General features: G+C 68.7%; 13 protein-coding genes. All 13 read left to right on the top strand.

Features of this window, described 5'->3' with window-relative positions; translation table 11 throughout:
* Positions 1 to 112 precede the first annotated feature (112 nt).
* Positions 113 to 2,086 (top strand): caspase family protein, encoded by a 1,974-nt coding sequence (locus tag ACCD11_RS18040; RefSeq protein WP_413314922.1) that lies wholly within the window; start codon positions 113 to 115, stop codon positions 2,084 to 2,086.
* Between the two features lie 55 nt (positions 2,087 to 2,141).
* Positions 2,142 to 2,699: a type VI secretion system tube protein Hcp gene (locus tag ACCD11_RS18045; protein WP_007833348.1), complete on the top strand. Its 558-nt coding sequence runs from the start codon at positions 2,142 to 2,144 to the stop codon at positions 2,697 to 2,699.
* Between the two features lie 28 nt (positions 2,700 to 2,727).
* On the top strand, positions 2,728 to 3,546 hold the full coding sequence (locus tag ACCD11_RS18050; protein WP_007833350.1) for a type VI secretion system accessory protein TagJ: 819 nt from the start codon (positions 2,728 to 2,730) through the stop codon (positions 3,544 to 3,546).
* Entirely contained in the window at positions 3,539 to 4,051 is a 513-nt protein-coding gene (gene tssE / locus ACCD11_RS18055; protein ID WP_007833351.1) for a type VI secretion system baseplate subunit TssE, read from the top strand. The genes ACCD11_RS18050 and tssE overlap by 8 nt, the downstream gene beginning before the upstream one ends.
* A gap of 111 nt (positions 4,052 to 4,162) precedes the next feature.
* Positions 4,163 to 6,055, top strand: coding sequence for a type VI secretion system baseplate subunit TssF (tssF, locus tag ACCD11_RS18060; RefSeq protein ID WP_413314923.1), 1,893 nt, complete (start codon positions 4,163 to 4,165; stop codon positions 6,053 to 6,055).
* A complete protein-coding gene (gene tssG, locus ACCD11_RS18065) occupies positions 6,052 to 7,116 on the top strand; it encodes a type VI secretion system baseplate subunit TssG (protein WP_413314924.1) in 1,065 nt (354 codons plus the stop codon). Before tssF ends, tssG begins: the two co-directional genes overlap by 4 nt.
* Positions 7,113 to 9,839: a type VI secretion system ATPase TssH gene (tssH, locus tag ACCD11_RS18070; protein WP_413314925.1), complete on the top strand. Its 2,727-nt coding sequence runs from the start codon at positions 7,113 to 7,115 to the stop codon at positions 9,837 to 9,839. Before tssG ends, tssH begins: the two co-directional genes overlap by 4 nt.
* Before the next feature lie 321 nt (positions 9,840 to 10,160).
* Positions 10,161 to 13,049: a type VI secretion system Vgr family protein gene (locus ACCD11_RS18075; RefSeq protein WP_413314926.1), complete on the top strand. Its 2,889-nt coding sequence runs from the start codon at positions 10,161 to 10,163 to the stop codon at positions 13,047 to 13,049.
* Positions 13,050 to 13,066: 17 nt separating this feature from the next.
* Positions 13,067 to 15,670, top strand: coding sequence for a DUF2169 domain-containing protein (locus tag ACCD11_RS18080; RefSeq protein ID WP_413314927.1), 2,604 nt, complete (start codon positions 13,067 to 13,069; stop codon positions 15,668 to 15,670).
* Positions 15,671 to 15,692: 22 nt separating this feature from the next.
* Entirely contained in the window at positions 15,693 to 16,742 is a 1,050-nt protein-coding gene (locus ACCD11_RS18085) for a pentapeptide repeat-containing protein (protein ID WP_413314928.1), read from the top strand.
* 16 nt (positions 16,743 to 16,758) lie between these two features.
* Positions 16,759 to 17,412 (top strand): DUF3540 domain-containing protein, encoded by a 654-nt coding sequence (locus ACCD11_RS18090; RefSeq protein WP_413314929.1) that lies wholly within the window; start codon positions 16,759 to 16,761, stop codon positions 17,410 to 17,412.
* A gap of 11 nt (positions 17,413 to 17,423) precedes the next feature.
* Positions 17,424 to 17,819, top strand: coding sequence for a DUF4150 domain-containing protein (locus ACCD11_RS18095; RefSeq protein ID WP_007830901.1), 396 nt, complete (start codon positions 17,424 to 17,426; stop codon positions 17,817 to 17,819).
* Positions 17,820 to 17,893: 74 nt separating this feature from the next.
* On the top strand, positions 17,894 to 20,239 hold the full coding sequence (locus ACCD11_RS18100; RefSeq protein ID WP_413314930.1) for a type VI secretion system Vgr family protein: 2,346 nt from the start codon (positions 17,894 to 17,896) through the stop codon (positions 20,237 to 20,239).
* Positions 20,240 to 20,242: the final 3 nt, after the last annotated feature.

Genomic DNA, 20,242 nt, shown 5'->3' on the forward strand with positions numbered 1-20,242 from the left:
GGCCGGGGTGGGGGCAGGCGGCGTATCCGACGGGCGCTCTGCCCGCCCCCATCCCAGCCTTCCCCCAAAGAGGGAAGGAACAACACAACTTCGCGTTCTGCAGGTGCTGCTCGTGCTGTGGCTGCTCGCCTGCTGCACCCTTGCTTTCGCCACCCCGCGCGCGCTACTCGTCGGCGTCTCCGAACTCGCCAACCAGCCGCAGGCGCTGTGGCTGCAAGCGCCGCGCAACGACGTGATGCTGATGCGCGATGCGCTGCTCAAGCAGGGCTTCGCGGCGTCCGACATCGCCATGCTCGCCGACGGCGTGAATGGCGCCGCATTGCCCGAATCGCAGGCCATCCACGAGGCTCTTGCCAAGTTGCTTGCGCAGTCGGGAAGCGGCGACTTCGTGCTGCTGTACTTCTCCGGCCACGGCACCCGGCTGCGCGACATCGCCAAGCGCTACCAGGAGCCCGATGGCCTCTCCGAGAACTTCCTCGCGCGCGACGTGCGCGGCACGCTGGGCAGCGACAACGTGCTCACGGGCGACCTGCGCGACGCCGACTTCGATGCATGGATCCAGTCCTTCCTCGCGAAGAACGTGTTCGTCGCCTCGGTGTTCGACACCTGCTCTGCCAACTCCATGACGCGCGGCACCGCCGATGCACCCGCCACCGCCGAGGGCCCGAGCGACGACGAGGTGCGCTGGCGCGGCCTGCGCGCGACCCAACTGACTGGCGGTGCAGCGCCGGTACGACCCCTGACGCCGCCCATACCGGCCGAAGCCGTGCCGCGCGCCCGCTACGTCGCCTTCTTCGCCTCCGAGAGCCACCAGATCACGCCCGAGCTGCGCCTGCCGCGCAAGGCGCGCAACGCCCGGCCGCAGGGCCTGCTGACCTGGGCCATGGTCGAGGCGCTGTCGCGCAAGCCCGCCACCTGGCGCGACCTGTTCGACGGCGTGCTCGCGCTGTACCCGCCGGTCATCGACGAACTCGCACAGCGCTTTCCCACGCGCGAGCTGCCGTCCCCGGTGGCCGAAGGCAACCTCGATGCGCCGCTGTTCGCCAACAGCGGCGCGCCCGCGTCCACGCGCCCCGTGTGGCGCGCGCAGCGCAGCGGCGACAGCCTGGCCATCAAGGCCGGCCTGCTCGATGGCCTTGCACAGCAGCAGGAGCTGCGTGTGATCGCGACGCTCGACGACGGCGCCGTGCGCAGCGCGCCGGCCACGGTGGCGCAGATCAAGCTCGGCGGCGCGTGGCTCGCTGTACCCGCGGCGTTGAAGGACGTGTCGGGCAGCGCGTTCTGGAGCGTCACGCCCATGACCGAGCCGGTCGCCACCGCCTTGCGCGTGCGTGCCGACAAGCCCTTGCCCGCCGGCCTCAGCCTCGACTATCCGGCGGCGATCCGCCGGGCCGACGACGCGGCCACCGCCGACGTGCGCTGGACCGACCTCGGCCCCCCGGGACAGCGCCTCGAGCTGCTCGCGCCGATGCTCGGCGCGACGGTCTCCACCGTGGTGCTGCCCGACACCGCTGCCCTGCGCCGCCGCCTGCAGGCCCTGGCGCAGCTCAAGTGGCTCGCGCAGCTGCAGGCCTATGGCAAGGACGGCCAGCTCGACGGCTTCGATGCGACGCTCGAGGTCTGGAGCGCCGATCGGCTGCTGCGCAGCGTGCCCGTCGTTCAGGCTGCAGCCATGCTGCCATCGCCGCGCGCCGGGGAGCGCGTGCGCCTGACCGTGCGCAACACCAGCGGCCGCTCGCTCGACCTCGTCATCGCCGGCATCGATGCGCGCGGCAACCTGCAGTCGGTCTACCCCGACGAGCTCGGCGAAACCAACCGCTTCAAGCGCGGCACGCCCGAGCAGCCCTCGGTCAAGCGCTTCGACCTGCCCTGGCTCGACGCCGCCGGCGATGCGCGCCTGCTGGTCATGGCCGTGCCCGCCACGCCCTACAGCGCGCCACGCCTGTTCGGCGTGGCTTACGCACAGGCCGAGGTGTCGGAAGTGCGCGTGCGCGGCGGCCAGCCGCCGGCCGAGAGTGGCGAGCGGCAGGTGTTCGCGGCCTTGCTGCGCAGAAGCGGCGCTGCGGACGGCGGAGCCCGGCCATGAAGCCGGCGCATGCGATTTCGGTTCAACCTTTTTTCTTTCGCACCCCGGAGGTGATATGGCATTTCTCGACGACGGCTCCTGGAGCCCTGAAGACGCCCGGCAGTTCTACGACCTGATCGGCACCGGCTCCGCGGAAACCGACCTTGTCATGCTGATCGAGAACAAGGGCGCGCCCGTCGAAGCCGAGCTCGACCGCTCCTTCGACGACGGCAAGGCGCGGCTGAACATCGGCGGCTACTACTGGTCGGTGCAGGTGCCCGAGTCGTCCAGCCAGAACCAGGTCGTGCCCAACAACCTGATCGTCGCGCGCCGCAGCGACGCGGCCACCGCCACGCTCGCCAGCCTGCTGCGCACGCAGGAGAAAGACCTGAAGGTCGTCATCAGCGCCTTCAAGGCCGGCGGCGACGAGCGCTCGCCCGATGCGCAGTCGACTTTCGAGCTGGTGCTGGAGAACGCCCGCATCTGCCGGCTGGTGCTCAACTCCGGCGGCCACTGGGGCGTGCCCTCGGAGCTGGTCTCCATCAGCTACCGCACGGTGAAGGTCAAGTCGGCGCCGCAGAAGACCACCGGCTTGCGCGGCGCGGTGCGCGAATGCCAGTTCACCCGCGCCTGAACGCCGCCACATCCAGGAGCCGCACACCATGACGACCGCCGCCGAACTCCTCAAGGCCGCCGACCCGGCCGCCGCCCTCAAGGCCCTGAGCGACGACGTGCGCGCCAGGCCCGCAGACAGCAAGCACCGCGTCTTCATGGCGCAGCTGCTGTGCGTGCTCGGCCAATGGGAGCGCGCGCTGAACCAGCTCAGCGTGGCGGCCGAACTCGACGCGCTCGCCGTGCCCATGAAGCAGGTCTACGGCGAGGCCGTGCGCTGCGAGGGCCTGCGCGCCGAAGTGTTCGCCGGCACGCGCACGCCGATGATCTTCGGCCAGCCCGACGAGTGGCTGGCGCTGCTCATCGAGTCGCTGCTGCGCCAGGGCCGCGGAGAAAGCGAGCTGGCCGAGGACCTGCGCCAGCGCGCCTTCGACGGTGCGCCCGCCATCAGCGGCACCATCGACGGCGCGCCCTTCGAGTGGCTCGCCGATGCCGACATGCGCCTGGGGCCGGTGCTCGAAGCCTTCGTCAACGGCAAGTACTACTGGATTCCGTACGCGCGCCTCGCGCACATCAAGATCGAGCCGCCCGAGGACCTGCGCGACTGCGTGTGGATGCCCGCGCACCTGCAGTTCGAGAACGGCGGCGAAACGCTTGCGCTGATTCCCACGCGCTACGAAGGCACCGAGAAGACCGAGGACGGCGAGCTGCTTCTTGCGCGCAAGACCGAGTGGCGCGAACTGCGCCCCGAGGTCTGGGCCGGCCATGGCCAGCGCGTGCTCGGCAGCGACGCGGGCGAGTACGCGCTGATGGACGTGCGCGAGATCCTGTTCACGCCCGAGGGCGGCGAAAGCAGCGCCGGTGGCTGAACTCACCGCGCAGGAGCGGCTGCAGCCTTCGCTGCTCGACCGCCTCGTCGACAACGCGCCCGACGAGAAGCGCGAGAGCGACGAGAAGCGCACGCTGACCAAGCAGGCGCTGCGCCAGGCCGTGCTGCGCGACCTCGGCTGGCTGTTCAACGCCACCGGCTACGGCCTTGCGATGGACGACAGGCAGTACCCGAATGCCGCACGCTCGGTCATCAACTACGGATTGCCTATGCTGTCTGGCCAGTTCACCTCGTCGGTGCAGCGTGTCAGCATGGAACAGGCTTTGAAGAACGCAATCCTGCAGTTCGAGCCGCGCATTTTGTCCCGCACACTCGAAGTGGAACTCGTCATGGAAGGCCCGGCACTGGACTCCCACAACAGCATCGGCCTGCAGATCCGCGGCATGCTGTGGGCGCAGCCGGTACCGCTCGAGTTCCTGATGCGAAGCCGCGTAGACCTGGAAGAAGGACGCATCGAGATCGTGGACATGGCGCAGAAGTTATGAGCCCCCCGGCTTTTCACTGCGCTGCGCTTCGTGTAATTCGCCACCCCCCGAGGGGGAGGCGCGGCCCGCCTCGGGGCGGCCCGGCGGCGGCCGCCTTCCTGGAGTGAAGAGATGGACCCCAGGCTGCTGAGTCTGTACGAACAGGAGCTGCGCTACTTCCGCGAAAGCTCTGCCGAGTTCGCGCGCGCGTTCCCGAAGATCGCGCACCGACTTGGCATCGAGGGCCAGGAGGTGGCCGACCCTTACGTGGAGCGGCTCATCGAGGCCACCGCGTTCCTGTCGGCGCGCGTGGGCCTGAAGCTCGACGCCGAGTACCCGCGCTTCACGGGCCACCTGCTCGACATCGTCTATCCGCACTTCCTCGCGCCGACGCCGGCGATGGTGATCGTGTCCTTCGTGCCCGACCCCGACGACGCGAACCTCGCGACCGGCCCGAGCCTGCCGCGCGGCAGCGGCCTGCGTGCGCGGCAGGCCGTGGGGCAGAACACACATTGCGAGTTCCGCACGGCCAGCGCGCTGCGCGTGTGGCCCATCGAGGTGCAGCGTGCGCAGTACTTCACCTACGCCCCCGACCTGCCACTCAACACGCACCCGCAGTCGCGCGCCATCCGCGGCGGCCTGCGCATCGCGCTGCGCGCCACGGCCGGCCTGAACTTCAGCCAGATCGCGCTTGACGACCTCGTGCTGCACTTCGGAGGCGCCGAAGACGTGGCCTGGCAGCTGCACGAATGCGCGCTGGGCCAGCCCGTCGGCGTGCTGGTGCGGCCGCTGGCACCGAGTGGTGCCTTGCAGGGCGCGGCACAGAGCCTGCCCGCCAGCGCCATCGGCGCGGTCGGCTTCGAGGACGACGAGGCGCTGCTGCCCGCCACTGCCACCGGCTTCTCGGGCTTTCGCCTGCTTCAGGAGTACTTCGCGTTTGCGCAGCGCTTCCAGTTCGTGCGCATCGGCGGGCTCGAGGCGCTGCTGGCCACGATGCCGGTGACCGATGTCGAGATCGTGCTGCTGTTCTCGCGCGGCGACGCGGCGCTCGAAAAGCTCGTGAGCGCCGACAACGTGCAGCTGCATTGCGTGCCCGCCGTCAACCTTTTCACCAAGCGGCTCGACCGCGTGGCCATGACCGAGGGCGTGAGCCAGTTCCACCTCGTGCCCGACCGCACGCGGCCGCAGGACTTCGAGGTGCACACCGTCACCGAGGTCATCGGCCATGGCGCGCCCGGTGCCGATGCGGCGGCGGTCGAGCAGCCGTTCAGGCCCTTCTACTCGGCCTTCCACGGCAGCCGCACGAGCCACCCGGCCTACTTCACCACCACGCGCGAGCCGCGCATGCTGTCGGTGCGCCAGCGCACCGAGGGCAACCGCAGCAGCCACATTGGCTCCGAGGTCTACATGCAGATCGTCGATCCGCAGCAGGCGCCGTATGCGGCCACGCTGCGGCAGCTGGCGGTGACCGCGCTGTGCACCAACCGCGACCTGCCGCTGCTCATGCCGCTGGGCCGCGAGAACGACTTCGACTGCGTCGATTCCTTCCCCGTGCAGCGCGTGCGCATGGTGCGCGGGCCGTCGCGGCCGGTGTCGCCGGTAGTGAGCCAGGGGCTGGGGTGGCGCGTGGTCGACCACCTCGCGCTCAACTACCTGTCGCTGTCCGACAGCACGCCGGAGCAGGGCGCCGCCGCATTGCGCGAGACGCTGATGCTCTATGCCGTGCATGCCGACGAGATGCGCCAGGGCCAGGTGCGCGGGCTGCTGTCGGTGAAGTGCAGGCCCGTCGCGCGCAGGCTGCCGCTCAAAGGGCCGATCGCCTTCGGGCGCGGGCTCGAAGTGACGCTTGAAGTCGACAAGGACGCCTTCCACGGCCACAGCGCGTTCCTGTTCGGCGCTGTGCTCGCGCGCTTCCTGTCGCGCCATGTAGAGGTGAATCATTTCGTCGAAACCGTGCTGCGCATCGCAGGCAAGGGCGAGACCATGCGCTGGAGGCCGCTGTGCGGGACGCGCCAGATTCTGTGAGTGCGCGGGTCGACGCCGCACTGCGCGAGTGGTCGGCGCAGCCGTGGGCCTTCGACTATTTCGCGGTGATGCGGCGGCTCGAATCGGTCGCGAAGACCACGCCGCGCTGGGGCCGTGCCCTGTTGCCGAACGCCGAACCGGTGCGTGTGGGGCAGGAGCCTTCGCTGTCGTTCGCTCCCGCGAGCTTCAGCCGCTTCGAGCCCGCCACTGCGCATTCACCGCCACGCTTGCGCCAGCAGTTCTTCGGCTACATCGGCCCCAACGGCCCGCTGCCGGTGCACCTGAGCGACTTCATCCGCGAGCGCAGCCTGAACCACGGCGACCCGACGTGGCTGGCCTTTCTCGACAGCTTCTCGCACCGTTTCTCGCTGCACTTCTATCGCGCCTGGGCGCAGTCGCGGCCGGCCGTGGCGCTCGACCGGCCGGGCGAGGACCGCTTCCGCCTGCAGATCGGCGCGCTGATCGGCATCGGCACGCCGGGCCGCGTGGACCGCGACGAGATCCATGACGACGCGCGCCTGCATTTCTCGGGCTGGCTCGCGCGCCGCGTGCACAACGTGGAGGGCGTGGAGTCGGTGCTGTGCAGCTACTTCGGCGTGCCCGTGAAGCTGGAGCGCTGGGTCGGCCACTGGATGAGCCTGCCGGCCGGGGAGCTCACGCGGCTGGGGCGGGGCGAGAGTTCGCGCTCGATGGGCATGGGCGCCATGCTCGGCACCCGCGCCTGGGACCGCCAGCACCGCGTGCGGCTGCACCTGGGGCCGCTCACGCTCGACCAGTACCGCATGTTCCTGCCGATCGGCAACGCACGGCCCGTGCTGCAGCGCTGGATGCAGCAACTGCTGGGCGACGAGCTGGAGTGGGACGCCGAACTCGTGCTCGAAAAGACGCAGGTGCCGCTCACGCGCCTCGGCGATGCGAAGGGCAACGGGCCGCGCCTCGGCTGGGTCTCGTGGCTCGGGCAGCGCACACGTTCGCGCGACGCAGCGGAGGTGCGCATCGGCAGCCAGCCTTTCAATCAACCCATCTTCATTCGTTCAGAAGAGATACGGAGTCCCTCATGAGTGAAATCAGCCGCACCGCCCTTTTCGGCAAGCTCAACGCGCTGGCCTACAAGGCCATCGAGGGCGCCACCGTGTTCTGCAAGATGAGGGGCAATCCGTACGTGGAGCTGGAGCACTGGTTCGCCCAGCTGCTGCAGGCGCAGGACTCCGACCTGCACCGCGTGATCCAGCACTACGGGCTCGACGTGTCGGTCATCGCGAAAGACATGACCGCCGCGCTCGACCGCCTGCCGCGCGGCGCCACCGCCATCAGCGACTTTTCGCCGCACATCGAGAACGCCATCGAGCGCGCCTGGACCTACGCCACGCTGCAGTTCGGCGAGGCACAGGTGCGCACCGGCTACCTGCTGGTGGGCATGCTCAAGACGCAGAGCCTGCGCAACCCGCTGTTCGGCTTGTCGAAGCAGTTCGAGAAGGTCAAGGTCGAAGACCTGGCGGACAACTTCGCCAAGATCTGCGATGCCTCGCCCGAAGCGCAGATGCGCGCGCAGGACGGCACCGGCATGGGCAGCGGCGCACCCGGCGAAGACTCGGGCGCGATGGCGCCGGCCGCAATGGGCAAGGGCGATGCGCTGAAGAAGTTCGCGGTCGACCTCACTGAGAAGGCGAAGAAGGGCGAGATGGATCCGGTGACCGGGCGCGACGAGGAGATCCGCCAGATCGTCGACATCCTCATGCGCCGCCGCCAGAACAACCCGCTGCTGACCGGCGAGGCGGGCGTCGGCAAGACGGCCGTGGTCGAGGGCTTCGCGCAGAGGCTCGCGCGTGGCGACGTGCCGCCGCAGCTGAAGGACGTGAAGCTGCTCACGCTCGACATCGGCCTGCTGCAGGCCGGCGCGAGCATGAAGGGCGAGTTCGAGCAGCGGTTGCGGCAGGTGATCGACGAGGTGCAGAGCTCGCCCACGCCCATCATCCTGTTCATCGACGAGATCCACACGCTGGTGGGCGCGGGCGGCGCGGCCGGCACCGGCGACGCGGCCAACCTGCTCAAGCCGGCACTGGCGCGCGGCAACCTGCGCACCATCGGCGCCACCACCTGGGCCGAGTACAAGAAATACATCGAGAAAGACCCGGCGCTCACCCGCCGCTTCCAGGTCGTGCAGGTGCCCGAGCCCGACGAGACCAAGGCGATCCTGATGCTGCGCGGCGTGGCCAGCGTGCTCGAGAAGCACCACCGCGTGCAGCTGCTCGACGAGGCCATCGAGGCGGCGGTGAAGCTGAGCCACCGCTACATTCCCGCGCGCCAGCTGCCCGACAAGGCCGTGAGCCTGCTCGACACCGCCTGCGCGCGCGTGGCCGTGTCGCAGCACGCGACGCCGCCCGAGGTGGAAGACTGCATGCGCCGCATCGAGGGGCTCACGGTCGAGCAGGAAATCATCGGGCGCGAGGAGGCCATCGGCATCGATGTGACCAAGCGCGCGGCGCAGGTAGCGGGGCTGCTCGACGAATCGAAGACCCAGCTCGAAGGGCTCAATGCGCGGTGGAAGGAAGAGAAGGGACTGGTCGACCGGCTGCTCGAACTGCGCGCCAAGCTGCGGGCGGGGAACAAGCCGGTCGATGCGCCGGCCGGCGGTGATGCCAAGGCCGACGTGCCCCCACCCCAGCCCTCCCCCAGCGGGGGAGGGAGCGAAGACCGTGCCGCGCTGCTTGAGGAGTTGCACGAGCTGCAGGCCAAGATCCACGCGGTGCAGGGCGAGTCGCCGCTCATCCTGCCCTCGGTCGACGAGCAGGCGGTGGCCTCGGTCGTCGCCGACTGGACCGGCATTCCCGTCGGCCGCATGGTCAAGAACGAAGTCGAAGCCGTGCTCAAGCTCGCCGACACGCTCAACCAGCGCGTCATCGGCCAGAAGCACGGCCTGGAGATGATCGCGCGCCGCATCCAGACCTCGCGCGCGCGGCTCGACAACCCGCAGAAGCCCATCGGTGTGTTCATGCTCTGCGGCACCTCGGGCGTGGGCAAGACCGAGACCGCGCTCGCGCTGGCCGAGGCGCTGTACGGTGGCGAGCAGAACATCATCACCATCAACATGAGCGAGTTCCAGGAGGCGCACACGGTCTCCACGCTCAAGGGCGCGCCGCCGGGCTACGTGGGCTACGGCGAGGGCGGCATCCTGACCGAGGCGGTGCGCCGCCGTCCGTACAGCGTGGTGCTGCTCGACGAAGTGGAGAAGGCCCACCCCGACGTGCACGAGATCTTCTTCCAGGTGTTCGACAAGGGCTGGATGGAAGACGGCGAGGGCCGCATGATCGATTTCAAGAACACGATCATCCTGCTGACCACCAACGCCGGCAGCGAGCTGGTGATGAGCATGTGCCGCGACCCCGAGCTACTGCCCGATTCCAATGCGTTGGCCGATGCGCTCAAGGCGCCGCTGATGAAGGTGTTCCCGCCCGCGCTGCTGGGCCGCATCGTCACCATTCCCTATTACCCGCTGTCGCCCGAGATGATGAAGAAGATCGTGCGGCTGCAGCTGGGCCGCATCAAGAAGCGCGTGGAGACCAACCACGGCGTGCCTTTCGAATACAGCGAGGCGGTGGTCGAGCAGGTGGTCGCGCGCTGCCAGGACCCGGAGTCGGGCGGGCGCGTGATCGACGCGATCCTGACGAACACCGTGCTGCCGACGATCTCGGTCGAGTACCTGCAACGGCTGGCGTCGGGTGGGGAGATCCGCCGGGTGGCACTCGACGTGAAGGATGCCGACTTCACTTATGCCTTCGACTGAAATGAAAGTCTGCTCTTCAGTTTGCGTTGTGCATTGGTCGCGGTGGGATCACGCCGACGGGGTACCTTGCTCCGCGAATGTCCCCCGGCCTGCGGCCTCCTCCCTTATTTCGCTGCGCAAGGCACCCCATCGGCGTGATCGTTCAGAGCACTTGTTGATCGAGCGAAACAACGGCAGCGCCCATCGTGCACAGGGCATCGGGTGCTCCCCGCAGCGAAATAAAGGAGGAGGGCGAAGCCCGGGGGACATTCGCGCAGGGGAGTACCCGGTGGCCTGTGCACGCACCCCGAACAAGCGCCCATAAGTTCCAAAGAGAAAAAAATGGCCGACAACGAGTTCCGCATAGAGACCGACTCCCCCGCCAAGGACGACCTGATGTTCTGGCGCATCGTCGGCCATGAAGCGCTCGCGCGCCCGTCGTTCTACGAGCTCACGGTTCTCTCGAAGAACCGGGCCATCGATGCGAAGGACATCCTCGGGCGTGCCTTCGACGTGGTGATCGAATTCCTGGATTCGGATGGCGGCACGCACGAGCGGCATTGCCAGGGACATGCGGTGCGCTTCACGCGCGTGCAGGCGGCCGGCCGCTACTTCGAGTACCGCATCGCGCTGCGCTCGTGGTTCTGGCTTCTGACCAAGCGCAGCAACTCTCGCATCCTGCAGGACAAGAAGGTGCTCGAGGTGCTCGACGCCGTCTTCGAGGACAGCCCGATCAAGCGATTCAAGAAGACCAAGCCGGGCAAGGTGATCGGTGCCCACAAGCCTCGCCGCTATTGCGTGCAGCACCTCGAGAGCGACTATCGCTACCTGTCGCGCCTGCTCGAGGACGAGGGCATCTACTACTGGTTCGATGCGCACGACGCGCCCGGCACGATGCATCTGTCCGACGCCAGCGACATCGCGCACGACAAACTGCCCGTGGCCGACACGCTGAACCACATGGCCGGCAATGCGAGCGAGGCGCGCTTCAACGAGATTTCCCAATGGGTCAGCGCGCGCCAGTTCGACACCGGCAAGCATGCGAGCCGCGACAGCGACTTCAAGGCCATCAACAAGACGCTGGGTGCCAACGTCGACGCGGCCGACGACCACGAACTGGCGGATTTCGAGGCCTTCGATTTTCCGGGCGGCTACTTCAGCGGCGAGGATGCCGAGAGCAGCGCCAAGGTGCGCGCCGAGGAGCTGGGTGCACGGCGCGACCGGCACTGGGCGTTCACCGCATGGCCCGACGTGACCGCCGGCCGCAGCTTCGCCTACAAGGGCGACCCCGACCGCACGCGCGACGGCGACTATTTCATCGCGGCCTGCACCTTCGTCGCGAGCCATCCGGGCTACGAGGGCCTGCACATCGGCGACGCTCCCGAGCCCTTGGCGCTCACGTTGCGCGAGGCACTGGACGACGACGCCGTCGGTGCCGACACGCGCGCCGTCCTCGAGGCGCTGATTGCGCGCATGCCCGACGTGCGCGGCGGCTGCGCCTTCCTGCTCACGGTGCTGCCCATGGACATGCCGTTCCGTCCACCGCGCCTCACGCCGCGCGTGGTCATGCCGGGGCCGCAGACCGCCATCGTGGTCGGTGCCAAGGGCAAGGAGCACGACGTGGACGAGTTCGGCCGCGTCAAGGTGCATTTCTTCTGGGACCGCTACGACGAGAGCGACGAGAAGTCCACCTGCTGGGTGCGGGTCTCGCAGCCCTGGGCCGGCAAGGGATGGGGCGGCTACTTCGCGCCGCGCATCGGCCAGGAAGTGATCGTCGACTTCATCAACGGCAACCCCGACCGGCCGATCATCGTGGGCCGCGTCTACAACGACGAGCAAGGCATTCCCTACAAGTCGGCCACGCAGAGCGGCTTCAGGACGCGCTCGACGCCTGGCGGCAGCCCCTCGAACTACAACGAGATCATGTTCGAGGACCAGAAGGGCTCCGAGCTGGTCAACATCCATGCCGAGCGCAACATGTCGACCTCGGTCGAGGTGGACGATTCCACCAGCGTCGGCCATGACCAGAGCCTCACGGTGGAAAACGACCGCCACGTCACGGTCAAGAAATTCGAGACGCACGTGGTGGGCAAGAATCAGGACGTGGAGATCCACGGCTACAACACCAGCAAGATCGGCAAGGACTATGCGCTGCTGGTGACCGGCAACCTGCTCACCCAGACCAAGGGTTTCCGTACCGACGTGTCGGTGCTCGGCGAACTCCGCACCGTCGGCGTCGGCCAGACCATCGGCGTGTCGGGCCCGGTAGTGCACGGCTCGGCCTCGCTGGCCGTCACCACGGGCGAAATGAGCGTCACCACTTCGGCGACCAAGCTCGGCGCATCGGGCGACATCAGCGTGACGGCGGGGGGCGCACGCAAGGACGTCGCAACCGGCTCGCACACCATCGCATCGAGCGCCGGCATCAAGCTGGTGGCGGGCGCCGACATCGACCTGATGGCCTACGCGAACATCAATGCGACCTCGATGGGCTCCAACACCACGGTGCTGGGCTCCAACTCGAGCGGCTACATCGGGTCGTCCAGCGAAGCCAACATGGGCATGGCGCGCAGCACCTTCATGGGGCTGCAGATGAGCAACTTCCTCGGCGTGAGCATCGACAACGCGCTGGCGATCCAGATGGAGAACTGCGCCGCGCTGCAGATGCACAACGTGGCCGCGCTGGACCTCACCAACACGCCGGCCGACATCGAGTGCACGGCCGTCAAGATCATCCAGCCCGGTGCCGGCGCGGGCGGGGCCGCCGGCGCGGCCGTGGTCGGTGCGCTGGGCGGATTGGTGGCGGGCGTGCTCGGCCTCGGCGATACCGCGGCGACCATGAAGCAGTACGCCGATGCGGCGCAGGCGCTGCGCGATGCCGCCAAGGACATTCCCGAACTGCCGGGGCTGCAGACCAAGCTCAATGCCCTGGCCGACAGCGCGGACCGCCGGCAGCGGCAAGTCGGCACGGCCGTCGGGGCTGGCGTGGGTGCGGCGGTGGGATTCGTGGCGGGTGGGCCGCTCGGCGCCGCGGCGGGTGCCGCGGTTGGCTCGCAACTGGGAGGCAACTACCTGCCGGGTGCGGCGACCAAGGCCGCCGGGTTCGTGGACGACCACACCAAGGGCGTCGGCGAAGCCGCGGACAAGGCGTGGGATGCCGCCATGCCGGCTGCGGGCAAGTCTCCCGGTCCCCAGGGCGGCAGCGGTGGCTCCAATCCGGTGGGCAGCTGATGCAGGTCTGCAAGCCCATGTCGCTCGGCTTCTCGAGCCGCGCGATCGAATACCGCAAACGCTACGGCCTGTGCGTCACGCACTGCCTGTACCTGCCGTTCGAGCAAGGCGCAAGCGGACGGCTCTGGGGCGAACAGTCGATGTGGAACTTCGTGGGCCGCGAGATGGCCCTGCCGCTGCTCGACGAAGGCGTGGCGAAGCTCACGCCCGAGTTCCTGGTGCACGGCCATGCGTGGCCCGACCCGGCCGGCTCGTCGCCGGACTGCGCCGTGCGGGTCCGGCTCGCCGGAACGCAGAAGACCGTGCTCGCCTTCGGCGACCGGTGGTGGGACGGTGACGAGCCGCGCGCGGCACCGGCGGCAGTGCCCGGGAAGATCGACCTCGACTGGACCAATGCCTATGGCGGCAGCGACTTCGCGCCGAACCCGTTGGGCAAGGGGCGCGCGGCTGGCGCAGGCGTGCGCTTCCTGCCGAACCTCGAGCTGCCGGGCTCGCGCGTTCTGTCGCCACGGTCCGAGGTGGTGCCGGCCGGCTATGGACCGCTCGATTCAACGCATCCGCAGCGCATCGCGTACCGCGGAAGCTACGACGCCGACTACCTCAAGACGCATGCGCCGGGCTTTCCGCCGGACCTCGACTGGAAGCACTTCAACATGGCGCCGAAGGACCAGTGGCTTGGCGAAGCGCTGCGCGGGGACGAGCCCTACGCGCTCGACAACCTGCATCCGACGCAGCGCCACATCGAGGGCCGGTTGCCGGGCCTGCGCGTGCGCACCTTCGTCAACTACGCGCGGGGCGCGTCCGGCGACCACAAGTTGCGCGAGGTGCCGATGCGGCTCACCACCGTGTGGTTCTTCCCGCATGCGGAGCGTCTGGTGCTGGTGTTCCATGGGATGGCCGAATGCGCGGAGGACGATGGCGCCGACATCGTGCACCTGCTCGGCGCGGTCGAGCGGCTGGGTGCCCCCAAATCCGACGCGCACTACATCGACGTGCTGGCCCGGCGCAGCGATCCGAAGCACGGCGGCCTCGAGGCGCTGAACGACACGGACCTGCTGCCCGAAGGCATCGACACCCGCGACCCGGAGGCCGAGCAGGCCGAACAGGCCTTCGCGATGGAGGGACTGCAGGGCCAGGCGCAACGCCAGCGCGCAGAGGTCGACATCGCCCTTGCGCGCGAGGCCCTGCGCGCGCAGGGCAAGGACCCGGACGCACTGGGCATGGTGCTGCCGCCGCCCGAGAAGAAACGCAGCATGGCCGAGCTCCCGGCCTACCTCAAGGCCAGGCAGCAGGAGGCCGAGGCCTCGCGCTGGGCCGCGATCGAGGAGATGGTCGGGCAGGTCCAGCGCGTGCTCGACATGGAAGAGGCGGGCCAGGTCGACATGGCGAAGCTTGCGCACCGCGGGCCGCCACGCTACAACGCCGAAGCCCATCTGGCCGAGCTCGACGCGCAGCGCGCGGAGGGCCTGGCCTTCGACCAGCGCGTCGTCGCCCGGCAACTGGCCCAGCGCGAAGGCGCCGAGCGCCTGGGCTACCTGCAGGCGGCGCACCTCCAGCCGCCGGCCTATGCGCAGCAAGGCGAGGTGGCGGCCGGCGGGCGCTCCCTGATGCAATGGATGCTGGGCAAGGGGCTGCGCAGCTTTCCCGGCATCGACCTCACCGGTGCCGACCTGTCGGCGCTGGATTTGCGCGACGTCGACTTCACCGACGCCTGGCTCGAGAGCGCGAACCTGCAGGGTTCGAACGTGTCCGGTGCGAACTTCACGCGGGCCGTGCTCGCGCATGCCGGGCTGCAGGGCACGATCGCCATCGGTGCCACCTTCACCCATGCCAACCTGGGCCGTGCCCGGCTGGCGGGCGCGGTGTTCGACCAGGCCCAACTCCAGGGCGCCGTCCTGATGCACTGCCAACTCGCGCAGACCAGCCTGCGGCGCGCGGACATCGCTGGCGCGAACCTGCTCGAGACCACGTGGGGCCCGGCCGACTGGAGCGGTGTCGAAGCCGGCAACAACCTGTTCTACAAGCTCGACATGCGGGGGCTGCAGGCCGGCGAGGCGAACCTTGCGGGCGCCACGCTGGTCGAGTGCGACCTGAGCGAGACCGACCTGCGCGGTGCGCGGCTGGCCGGCGCCAGCTTCGTCACCTGCCGGCTCGACCGCACACGGCTGGCCGGCGCCCAACTCGATGGCGCGGTCTTCACCAAGGACTGCTCGCTCACCGAAGCCGACCTGTCGCGAGCCAGCCTGCGCGGCGCCAACCTGGGCGAGGTCGAGATGCGCGGGTGCACGCTGGTCAGGGCGCAGTTGAACGGCGCGAACCTCGGTGCGGCGCGCCTTGCGGGTTGCGACGCGCGCCTGGCCGTTGCCGAAGGCACGCTGCTGCGCAAGGCGGTGCTGACCGGGGCTCGCCTCGCGGGCGTGAACTTCAAGGACGCCATGCTGCAGCATGCCGACCTGCGCAGCGCCGATCTGCGCAACGCCAACTTCTTCGGCGCCGACATCTCCCGCACGAAGCTGGACGGCGACGTGCGATTCGATGGCGCGCTGCTGGAGCGGGTGCGCACCTGGCCGCGGCTCACGCCCGAGCAGCAGGCGCGCCATGCGGCGGCCCACCCGATCTGAACGGGGCGACGGAGAACACCCAGTGAAAGCCGAACACCTCACGCTTGCCATCGGCATGGGAGAGACCATCGACGGACTTGACCTGCGCAAGGGCCGCTTCGCGAAAACCTTCATCGGCGGTGGCGTGTTCACGAAGGCGCAGCTCGACGAAGTCGACCTCCGTGAAGCCGATGGCCGCGAGACCGTGTTCGACCGCTGCCACCTCACGGGCGCGATGTTCAACGGCGCCAATCTGCGTCGCGCGGTGTTCCACCAGTGTGAGCTGGCCCACGCGGATTTCCGCAACGCACACCTGCATGGCGCGACCTTCAGCGAATGCAGCCTGAGCCATGCCCAGTTCGCGCAGGCCTGGATGGGCATGGCGACGTTCTCGCGCTGCCGGCTCGACCACGCGAGCCTGTCGGAAGCCGCGCTCGAGTCTGCGGTGTTCACGGATTGTTCCCTGATCGACGTCAACGCCGACGGCAGCGAATGGAAACATACCTGCGTGCTGCAGTGCGACCTGTCGCAGCTCACCTGGGCGGGCGCGCGCATGACCCGCGCGACGTTCAGCAAGACCGCGCTGCGCCGGAAGTCCTTCGAGGGACTGGCGCTCGACGGCTGCCAGTTTTCCTTTGCCGATCTCAGCGAGGCGAATTTTTCGGGCGTCTCGCTGCGGCAATGCAACTTCCAGGGCGCGACCCTCGACCGGGCCGACTTCAGCCATGCGGTCGGCCCCAACGCGCTGTTCTGCGACGCGCAGGGCGAGCAGGCGAACTTCTCGCAGGCCCGGCTGCGCCAGGCGCTCTTCACGGGCGGCCGCTTTCCGGCGGCGCGCTTCGATGGCGCCGATCTCTACCAATGCCATTTCGCCCATGCGCAACTGGCGGGTGCTAGCCTGGCGGGCGCCGAACTCACCTACGCAGATTTCCGGCACGCAGACCTCGTCAACGCCGACCTGCGCCAGGCCACGATGCTGCGGACCTGCCTGCATGGCGCGAAGGCGGCCGGCGCCCAGATGACCGACCGCGCCCGCGCGCTCGAAACCGACCCCGAGCTGGACCGCGCCGAGCGCTGGACAGCCACCGCCTGATCTTCCGGAGACGACCATGACCACCATCACTCCCTCTGCCCGCCGCCGCGCATCCGCGCGCGACACCTCGCCGGCCACGCCGGCGCAAAGCTGCGTCGGCCTGATCACCGGCAGCGACGCGCAAGGCTTCAGCGTGGCCAGTGGCGGCTTGCGTGCACGCGGCCGGCGCGCCGCGAGCTGCCTGCTCGAGCCGGCCGCCGGCGACACCGTCGCCTGCCTGCTGGTGGCGCCCGACGAGGTCTGGGTGCTGGCGGTGCTGCAGCGCGAAGAGGGCGTAGCCAACGTGCTGAGCTGCCATGGCGATACCCGGTTCGCGGTCGAGGGCGGCGCGCTGAGCCTGGCCGCGCAGACGCTGTCGCTGGAGGCGGCTGCGTTCTCGCTGAAGACGGACAAGGCCAGCGTCTGCGCCGAGGACGCCGAGCTCATGGGCCGGAACCTGCGCGTCATCGGTACCGCGGTCAAGCTGGTGGGGGCGGTGCTGTCGACCGTGTTCGACCGGGTCACTCACTTCAGCCGCCATCACCTGCGCACGACAGAAGGTATCGACCGCGTGCAGGCCACGCACGTGGAATGCGAGGCGCAGCAGTTGCTGCGCCTGTCGGGCGAGCATGCGCTGGTGAACGGCGAGAAGCTCGTCAAGGCGCGCGGCGGCCAGATCCACTTCGGTTGAAGGAGCGCGCCATGTTCGCCAACTGCCAGATGATGGGGATGGACATGGGCTTTCCCGACGTCTGCATCACGCCGGCCGCGCCGTCGCCCATTCCCGTGCCCTATCCCAACATCGCGATGGGGCCGATGGCGATCCCGAACTGCCCGACCATCCTGATCATGGGCATGCCGGCGCACAACCTCGGCACCACCATCCCGATGACGAACGGCGACAACGCCGGCGTGTTGATGGGCGTGGCCTCGGGCACGGTGATGGGGCCGAGCCGGCACCTGACGGCGGCGTTCACCGTGCTCTTCTGCGGCATGCCGGCCACGCGGCTGACCAGCGTGTCGCTGCAGAACAGCACGAACTGCCCGGGTGTGCGCACGGTGCCGAGCCAGGCGCTGGTGCTGTTGCTGGCGCCATAGGCCACACGGCTGCTTCACGGCGAGGCCGCGAAGCGGCATCGTTCGCAAAGAAGCACGAAGAGGGAGTGCATGGCATGGCCGATCACAAGTTCAGCATCCAGGGCGATTCGCCCGTCGTCGACAAGCTCATGTTCTGGCGCATCGCGGGCCATGAGGTGCTCGCGCGCCCCTCGGCCTACGAACTCACCGTGCTGACCGACAACGAAAGCATCGATGCCGCGGACATACTGGGCCGCTCCTTCGATGTCGTGATCGAGTTCGCCGATGCCGACGGCGACGCTCATAAGCGGCACTGCCAGGGGCATGCCGTGCGCTTCACGCGCGTGTCGCAGAGCGGGCGCTTTCTCGAGTACCGCATCAGCCTGCGCTCGTGGTTCTGGCTGCTGAGCAAGCGCGTCAACGCGCGCATCCTGCAGAACAAGCCGGTACTGGATGTGATCGACGCCGTGCTGGACGACGGCCCCATCGGCAGCCTCAAGAAGATCAAGGCCGGCGGCGTGGTCGGGCCCCATGAACCCCACGTCTACTGCGTGCAATACCGGGAGAGCGACTACCAGTTCCTTTCGCGCCTTCTGGAAGAAGAGGGCATCTACTACTGGTTCGACGCGCACGACGCGCCCGGCACCCTGCATCTGTCGGACGCCAGCACACTGGCGCACGAGAAACTGCCGGTTGCCGACACGCTGAACCATGTCGAGCGCGGCGCGTCGGAAGGGCGTTTCAACGAAATCACGCGCTGGGTCAGCTCGCGGCAGTTCGATTCGGGCAAATTCGCGTCGCGCGATCGCGACTTCAAGGTCATCAGCAAGCAGCTGGACGCGGACAAGGGCGACCCCGACACGCATGAGCTGGCCGACCTGGAAGTGTTCGAGTTCCCGGGTGGCTATCAGTCGGGCGACGACACCGACAACCTCGCGCAGCTGCGGCTCGACGAGCTGGTCGGCCGGCGGCAACGCCACTGGGCACTGACCGGCTGGCCCGACGTGACCGCCGGGCGCAGCTTCTCGTTCAAGGGCGACCCCGACGGAAAGCGCGACGGCGACTACCTGATCGCGGCCTGTACCTTCGTCGCGAGCCACCCCGGCTACGAGGGCGCGAACTTTCCCGAGGGCCAGCGGCCGATCGACAGCGTGCTGCACGAGGTGCTGGCCGACGACCCCGTCAACGCCGGGCTGGGCGAGCTGGTGAGCGACCTGATCGCCGAGACGCCGGCGCTGCGCACCGGCCAGCGTGCGAGCAGCAGCTTTCTGCTCACGCTCATTCCGTTGAACACGCCCTGGCGCCCGCCGCGCCTGACGCCGCGCGTGACCATGCCCGGACCCCAGAGCGCCATCGTCACGGGCCGCAGCGGCGAGCAGATCTGGACCGAGGAGCACGGCCGCGTGAAGGTGCAGTTCCACTGGGACCGCTACGGCAAGAACGACGAGAACAGCTCGTGCTGGGTGCGCGTGTCGCATCCCTGGGCCGGCAAGAGCTGGGGCGCGATCAGCATTCCGCGCATCGGCCAGGAAGTGATCGTCGACTTTCTCGACGGCGACCCCGACCAGCCCATCGTCATCGGGCGCTTCTACAACGGCGAGTCGATGGCGCCCTTCGGCCTGCCGGCAGGTGCCGTGGTGAGCGGCATCAAGTCGAATACACACAAGGGCAAGGGCTACAACGAGCTGTCGATGGACGACACCGCCGGCAAGGAGAAGGTGACCATCCACGGCCAGTACGACATGAACACCACGGTCGAGAACAACCAGACGACCACCGTGCACAACAGCCGCACCGACACCATCGACGTGGACGATTCGGAGAGCGTGGGCAACAACCAGAAGCAGCACGTGGGCGTCAATCAGACCGTGTCGATCGGCGCCAACCGCAGCGAGACCGTGGGCGGCACCGAGACCATCGTCATCACGGGCCACCGCACCGAAACGGTCAACGGCGGCGAGACCGTGACGGTCAACGGCGGGCGCAGCCACACAGTCAACGGCATGCAGACCACCACCATCTCGGTGGCCGAGGCGCACACCGTGGGGGCGGGCCGCATGCACAGCGTGGGTGCGGGCGAAGCCATCAACGTGGGGGGCGTGCAGACCGTGAGCGTTGGCGGGGCGCAGATGGTGAGCGTGGGCGGCGTGCAGAAAGTGAACGTGGGCGCGCTGCAGTCGATCAGCGTGGGCGGCCCGCACAAGCTGTCGGCGGCGGTGATCGCCGAGACATCGAAGGGGCCGATCAAGATCAAGGCGGGCGCGATCTGCATGGTCGAGGCGCCCACCATCATGCTCAAGGCGGGCGGCAGCAAGATCGTCATGAATGCCAGCGGCATCACCATCAAGGGCGCCAAGATCACCATCAAGGCCGACGGCACTGCATCGTTCAAGGCCGGGGGCTCGATCAAGATCAAGGGCTCCAACCTGGGGGAGGACTGAGCC

It is taken from the genome of Variovorax sp. Varisp36 (genome assembly GCF_047304235.1).
Taxonomy (GTDB): domain Bacteria; phylum Pseudomonadota; class Gammaproteobacteria; order Burkholderiales; family Burkholderiaceae_C; genus Variovorax.

Coding starts and splice junctions, on each gene's coding strand:
- ACCD11_RS18045 (WP_007833348.1), top strand. CDS start 2,142: ATGGCATTTCTCGACGACGGCTCCTGGAGCCCTGAAGACGCCCGGCAG.
- ACCD11_RS18050 (WP_007833350.1), top strand. CDS start 2,728: ATGACGACCGCCGCCGAACTCCTCAAGGCCGCCGACCCGGCCGCCGCC.
- tssF (WP_413314923.1), top strand. CDS start 4,163: ATGGACCCCAGGCTGCTGAGTCTGTACGAACAGGAGCTGCGCTACTTC.
- tssH (WP_413314925.1), top strand. CDS start 7,113: ATGAGTGAAATCAGCCGCACCGCCCTTTTCGGCAAGCTCAACGCGCTG.
- ACCD11_RS18075 (WP_413314926.1), top strand. CDS start 10,161: ATGGCCGACAACGAGTTCCGCATAGAGACCGACTCCCCCGCCAAGGAC.
- ACCD11_RS18080 (WP_413314927.1), top strand. CDS start 13,067: ATGTCGCTCGGCTTCTCGAGCCGCGCGATCGAATACCGCAAACGCTAC.
- ACCD11_RS18090 (WP_413314929.1), top strand. CDS start 16,759: ATGACCACCATCACTCCCTCTGCCCGCCGCCGCGCATCCGCGCGCGAC.
- ACCD11_RS18095 (WP_007830901.1), top strand. CDS start 17,424: ATGTTCGCCAACTGCCAGATGATGGGGATGGACATGGGCTTTCCCGAC.
- ACCD11_RS18100 (WP_413314930.1), top strand. CDS start 17,894: ATGGCCGATCACAAGTTCAGCATCCAGGGCGATTCGCCCGTCGTCGAC.